The 6,286-nt window shown below is 34.6% G+C and carries 5 protein-coding genes; all 5 read right to left on the reverse strand.

Annotated features, from left to right (window positions below; all coding sequences use genetic code 11):
• Nucleotides 1-13: 13 nt before the first annotated feature.
• Nucleotides 14-1,207, reverse strand: a complete 1,194-nt coding sequence (gene nhaA / locus CKF58_RS06250) for a Na+/H+ antiporter NhaA (protein ID WP_119532060.1) — start codon at nucleotides 1,205-1,207, stop codon at nucleotides 14-16.
• Between the two features lie 60 nt (nucleotides 1,208-1,267).
• On the reverse strand, nucleotides 1,268-2,062 hold the full coding sequence (gene thyA / locus CKF58_RS06255; protein ID WP_119532062.1) for a thymidylate synthase: 795 nt from the start codon (nucleotides 2,060-2,062) through the stop codon (nucleotides 1,268-1,270).
• Between the two features lie 10 nt (nucleotides 2,063-2,072).
• On the reverse strand, nucleotides 2,073-2,825 hold the full coding sequence (gene ubiE, locus CKF58_RS06260) for a bifunctional demethylmenaquinone methyltransferase/2-methoxy-6-polyprenyl-1,4-benzoquinol methylase UbiE (protein WP_119532064.1): 753 nt from the start codon (nucleotides 2,823-2,825) through the stop codon (nucleotides 2,073-2,075).
• 153 nt (nucleotides 2,826-2,978) lie between these two features.
• Nucleotides 2,979-4,490 carry a beta-Ala-His dipeptidase gene (pepD, locus tag CKF58_RS06265; RefSeq protein ID WP_119532066.1) on the reverse strand — a complete coding sequence of 504 codons (1,512 nt, stop codon included), beginning with the start codon at nucleotides 4,488-4,490 and terminating at the stop codon, nucleotides 2,979-2,981.
• 55 nt (nucleotides 4,491-4,545) lie between these two features.
• Nucleotides 4,546-6,018, reverse strand: coding sequence for a beta-Ala-His dipeptidase (gene pepD / locus CKF58_RS06270; protein WP_119532068.1), 1,473 nt, complete (start codon nucleotides 6,016-6,018; stop codon nucleotides 4,546-4,548).
• Nucleotides 6,019-6,286 lie beyond the last annotated feature (268 nt).

The raw sequence follows: 6,286 nt of genomic DNA on the forward strand, positions 1-6,286 counted from the left end.
CTTGCCATTTTTATTATTTGATTTTCTTTTGATGTCTTTTGAGATTAATTTGTAATAATACTAAACCAACAATTGCGGCAATAGCAGAACTACATAAAATACTTAATCTTGCGATATCAATGTGCACTCGTTCTTCTGGTAGCACACCTGGGAAACTTAAGTTTACAATGAAAATAGACATTGTGAAACCGATACCACAGATAATACCAACTAAGAAGGTCATGCTCCAAGTCATTGATGTAGGTTTTTGGGTAATACCTAGTTTAGAACATACGTAAGTGAATAAGAATACACCTACTGGTTTACCAACAAATAACCCGAAGAAAATACCTAAAATTAAATCTAAATTCGGGAGTAAAGCATCACCAATTGCTCCTAATGTAACACCAGAGTTAGCAAAAGCAAAGAATGGGATGATGAACCATTTAACGTAAGGTTCAAAGTAGTGCAATACTTCCATTGAAAGATTTCTACCGCGAATATCGCGATTTGGGATTAAGAATCCTGTTAGCACCCCTGCGATAGTAGCATGTACTCCAGAGTGTAATAAGCAGTACCATGTAATAATTCCCATAATAATGTAAGGAGTTAAAGGTCTTACATTACGACGGTTCATAATAAACATTACAACAATAGCTACGAATGCTATAAACAGGAATAAAAAGTTTAACTCTGTAGTATAGAAAATTGCAATTACAACAATTGCGCCTAAATCATCGATTACGGCTAAAGCAAGTAAAAACACTTTCATTGCCGGTGGTACAAGTTTACCTAGTAAAGATAGTACCCCAATAGCAAAAGCGATATCCGTAGCCATAGGGATAGCCGCACCATGAATTAGCTCTGGCTTACTAAATGTAAGAGCAAAGTAAATTAAAATTGGTACTACCATGCCGCCTAGAGCACCGAAAAATGGAAAGCTTGCTTGTTTAAAACTTGCCAAGTGACCATGTAACATTTCTTGTTTAATTTCAATGGCAACTGTCACGAAGAAAATTGCCATTAGAGCATCATTTATGAAGTGCTCAAAACTTAAATTAAAAACTTCATAGCCACCAATAATCAAATCTATATGAAAGTGCAGAAATTTGCTATAGATTGCGTTTGCCGCTGGAATGTTAGCAATTATGAGAGCAAGTGCTGCGCATATAATTAAAACAATACCCCCAGCAGCTTCATTTTCGAAGAATTTTTTAAATTTTCGCATACAAAGTATGACCTCAAATTAAAGAAATATTAGTTATTAATCAAACGTTTTGCAATGTAACTACACAGCAACTGGGGCTTTAATTGCTTTGTGTGATTCGTAGTTTACAATCTCAAAATCTTCAAATTGATATTCAAAAATTGAGGCTGGTCGGCGTTTGATGTGTAATTGAGGTAAAGCATATGGTGAACGAGTTAATTGGGTATTAACTTGTTCAATATGATTTGAGTAAATATGAACGTCTCCACCCGTCCAAATAAACTCACCTACTTCTAAATCACATTGTTGTGCCATCATATGAACTAAAAGTGCATATGAAGCGATGTTGAATGGTAAACCTAAAAATACATCACATGATCTTTGATATAGTTGACATGATAGTTTGCCATTATTAACGTAAAACTGGAACATGGTATGACAAGGGGCTAAAGCCATTTTGTCAAGTTCACCAACATTCCAAGCATTAACGATAATGCGGCGACTATCAGGATTATTTTTAATAAGGTCAACTGCTTGTTCAATTTGATTTATGACTTTACCATCTAAGGATTGCCAGCTAACCCATTGTTTACCATAAATTGGACCTAAATCTCCATTAGCGTCAGCCCACTCATCCCAAATAGTCACTTTATTTTCATTAAGATACTTAATGTTAGTATCTCCTTTTAAAAACCAAAGTAACTCGTAAATAATCGAGCGTAAATGGAGCTTTTTAGTTGTTACTAATGGAAAACCTTTAGATAAGTCAAAACGCATTTGGTAACCGAAAATCGAATAAGTTCCAGTACCTGTGCGATCAGACTTATACTCACCATTATCTTTAATATATTGCAATAAGTCTAAATAGTTTTTCATTTAGTATCTACTAGAATTTGAAGCCACGGTGCAGTGCAGTAATACCACCAGTTAGGTTTTGATAACCTACTTGGTTAAAACCAGCATCGAGCATCATTTGTTTAAGTGTTTCCTGATCAGGATGTTTACGAATACTTTCAGCTAAGTATTGATATGAACCAGCATCATTAGCAACAACTTTACCAATTAAAGGTAATAGTTGGAACGAATAAATATTGTATGCTGTTTCGAGTAATTGATTTGTTGGCTTAGAAAACTCCAATACTAAAGCTCGACCACCTAGTTTTAATACCCTGTGCATTTCTTGTAGAGCTTTATCTTTATTGGTTACATTACGTAATCCGAAACTGATTACGATAATATCGAAATAATTATCCGGGAAAGGTAGTTGTTCAGCATTTGCTTGCACAAAACGTACATTTCCAACAATTCCTTTATTAAGAAGGCGAGTTTTACCTTCATTAAGCATGCTTGCGTTAATGTCTGATAATGTTACTTCGCCACTTTTACCTACTAGTTTACTGAATTTTTCAGTGAAATCTCCAGTACCACCAGCAAGATCTAGCACACGATCACCTTCTTTAACACCCGAGCAATTAATAGTGTGTTTTTTCCAGCTACGGTGAATGCCAAACGATAAAATGTCGTTCATTAAATCGTATTTTTTGGCTACCGAATCGAAAACCTCTGCTACTAATTGTTCTTTTTGCTCGATAGGAATTTGTTTAAAACCAAAATCGGTATATTTGCTATCTTGGTTCATGAATTGCTCCTTAATTGCCTAGCATTATAGCACGCATTAAGCTATATTCTAAGCCCGAATAGAGCCGAGAAGTTAAAAACTCCGGAACTTTAGTACTTTATTCTTAAATAAACTCTTGTAATTATCTAATTACAATTAGTAATACTCTACAAGTTAGTTTGGTGTAAGCGTATGCAATTGACTGATAATTCTTTGTAAAAGTGTATAGAATTTAGTTACCGTATCGATAACAACATGCTCTTGAGGTGAATGAGCGAAGCTAATTTCAGGTCCAAGACTAATTAATTGCATTTGTGGATAATGTTGCAAAATGTAGCCACACTCAAAACCACAATGCACGACACTCAATTTTAGCTTTTGTTGTTCTTGCTGCTCGTACAGTTTAATAGCTAGTTGGCTCAACTGATTTTCTTGTGGTGACCAGCAAGCATAGTTAGCCATAAGTTGGCAGGTAAAGTCATGTTGTGAAGATAACTCTTTAAGTTCTTCATAAGTTTTACTTAGAATATCTTCTTCACTTGAGCGGAGGAGAATTTGATACTTAAATTCACCATCTTCAAGTGAAAATTTACCCACTGATAAAGAGGTTTTTACCGCTTTATATTTGCTTGAGTATTCTAAAACTCCATTTGGTAAGCAAGCAATAAAGTTTAAAGCCTGAAGCGAATTAGAGTAATCTAAGGCGTTTGTATAACCAGAAGTTGAAACTTGACAAAGACTAAAGTTTAAATTAGTTTCATGAGAGTATGTAATCTTTATTTGCTTAATAATTTGCTCTAAGACTTCTTTTATCTCATCAGGATTATCTACACTAAGATAAGCTTGCGCTTGACGGATAATTGCGTTCCTTGCTTGTCCACCACTTAAACTTATTAATTTAAATGGTGTGCTTTCTCCTAGTTTAGAGAGAACTTCTTGCAAAATGCGTAAAGCATTTTCATGTTTTTTATCAATATCTAAACCAGAATGTCCACCTCTTAAACCTTGTACGGTAATCAAGAAAATGGCGTCATTTTCTTCAATTTTAGTTATTGGGAATTTACGCGTAAAATCAATGTCATAACCATCAGCGCAACCAACATTCATTTGACCCCATTGCATGGTATCAGTGTTGATTAAGTATGAAACTTGCAGCCAATTATCTCGTAGGTGAATAACTCCTTCCATAGTAACTTCTTCGTTACGAGTGCATAGCACTTCTATAGCACCATGCTCAAAAGAGTTATCTTCAAGCAGAGCTAAAGCACAGGCTAAGCCAATACCATTATCAGCCCCTAAGGTCGTATCTGTAGCATAAACGTTATCTTGAATAATACGAGGTACTATAGGATCGGTATGGAAATTATGTTCTTTATGAGCAGCTGCTTGAGGCACCATATCACAATGGGCTTGAATGCATATAGTAGGATAATGATGACAATTGGCGCTTGCTTGTTTGCGTAACAAGACATTACCTATCTCATCTTTTGCCACTTCTAAATGCGCTTGCGACAATCCCCATTCGTAGATGTAGTCAGCTAAAGCTTGATCAGCATAGCTCGGATGAGGAATACTACATATAACGCTAAACCACTTCCATACTAAACTAGGGTTTAAATCTTTGAGAGCACTTTGCGCAAAAATTTGTTGTTGAGATAATTGCAGGTTAAATGTTGAAGTAGTCATCTTGTTATCCTTAAATTAGAATAGCCCTGTTAAGGGCTATTCAACAATAAGATGATTATTTATCTAGCTCTTTAAAGTTTTGAATTAAATCAACTATTAAATTGTAATATTTTTCAACAGAACTAATGCGGCAATGTTCTTTTGGTGTATGTGGATTAAAAATATCAGGACCAATAGACACTAATTGCATATTTGGATAATGACCTTTAATAATGCCACACTCTAAACCAGCGTGAATAACTTTAACTGCTACTTGTTGTTGGTTATGTTGGTTATAAACTTTCTCTACAAACTTAGTGAAATCACTAGTTTCAGGTCTCCAACCAGAATAGGTTCCTGAAATAGTTAGAGTTAAACATGTTAAATCAGCTAAAGCATACATTTCATTACCAAATAATGCATTAGCTGTGTCAACGGTTGAACGAGCAAGAATTTTATATTTAAAACCATCAGTAGGGTTTAAACGTAAAATACCACCTGATAAAGACGACTCTACTGTATTAGCAAACTCATCAGATTGACGTAGAATACCATTAGGAACTAATACTAAGAAACGTAAAAGATTCGGCATGTCAGAACAGCTTAAACGTCTTTGATTATCAGCTGCTTGTTCTTCTAAAATAAATTTACCATCAGGTTCAGCAAGACCATAAATACTTAAAAGTTTAGCAGTATTTGCTTGATAGGCTTCAAGGAAACGTTGGTAATTTTGTTCAGTTACCATTACCGTAGCATAAGCTTCGCGCGGAATCGCATTTCTTGCTTGACCAGCATATAGGTCAATAAAATTAAATTTAACTTCGCGATACATTGCATATAGCAGCTTGCTTAAGCATTTGATTGCATTCTCGCGATTAGTGTGAATGTCACAACCTGAGTGACCTCCGCGAAAACCAGTTAAAGAAAGTTTAACAACTTTAGCATTTTCTTTTAACGGTTTAAAATTTAATTCTTTGGTAAAAGTAAGATCAGAACCACCTGCACAGCCTAAATATAATTCCCCCCACTCTTCAGTATCAGTGTTAATCATATATTCAGCTGTTAACCAATCATTGGCTAGATTAATTGCTCCTTCCATGCCAACTTCTTCAGTACGGGTAACGAGAACTTCTATAGGTCCATGTTTAAGATTAGGATCTTCTAACACCGCTAAAGCTGAAGCTAAGCCAATACCGTTATCTGCACCTAGAGTTGTGTTATCTGCATAAAGAAAATCACCGTTAATTACAGGAACGATAGGATCAACTAAAAAATCATGTTGCTTATCACTATTAGCTTGCGGCACCATGTCCGAATGCGCTTGTAGAGCAAGACAAGGAACATTTTCATAACCTGGACTAGCAGCTTTACGTATTAATACATTGCCTGCTTTATCTGTAGATACATCAAGATTTTGTTGTTGTGCCCAATTAACAATGTAATTAACTAAAGCTTGATCATGGTAGCTAGGATGAGGAATTGAACAAATGGTATTAAACCATTTCCAAAGAAGCTTTGGATTTAAATCAAGAATATTATTTGTCGTCATAAATGGAAATAAGCGAAATTGTTGATTGAAATTTTTTCTTATTTTAATTTATTTTAAAATTTGTGCAATATGTTTATATGAGATCTGTGACATTGATCACACTTTTTTACAAGTTAATCCGTTTTAAGTCTATTTACTATAAAATCTCATGTTAAATTTTGTAACCAAGAGCCTTAAGTATAAGCGTTCAAGAGCACAAAATAGAGCAATGTATTTATCACAAAATTAAATTTTTATAATTAGTTGTAAATTCGCAACGATTAGTAAT

The sequence above is a fragment of the Psittacicella hinzii genome (assembly GCF_003585935.1).
GTDB classification, from domain to species: Bacteria; Pseudomonadota; Gammaproteobacteria; order Enterobacterales; family Psittacicellaceae; genus Psittacicella; species Psittacicella hinzii.

Bases quoted from the DNA above. Each gene is read 5' to 3' on its own strand.
- ubiE (WP_119532064.1), bottom strand. From the start codon at position 2,825: ATGAACCAAGATAGCAAATATACCGATTTTGGTTTTAAACAAATTCCT.
- nhaA (WP_119532060.1), bottom strand. From the start codon at position 1,207: ATGCGAAAATTTAAAAAATTCTTCGAAAATGAAGCTGCTGGGGGTATT.
- pepD (WP_119532066.1), bottom strand. From the start codon at position 4,490: ATGACTACTTCAACATTTAACCTGCAATTATCTCAACAACAAATTTTT.
- thyA (WP_119532062.1), bottom strand. From the start codon at position 2,062: ATGAAAAACTATTTAGACTTATTGCAATATATTAAAGATAATGGTGAG.
- pepD (WP_119532068.1), bottom strand. From the start codon at position 6,018: ATGACGACAAATAATATTCTTGATTTAAATCCAAAGCTTCTTTGGAAA.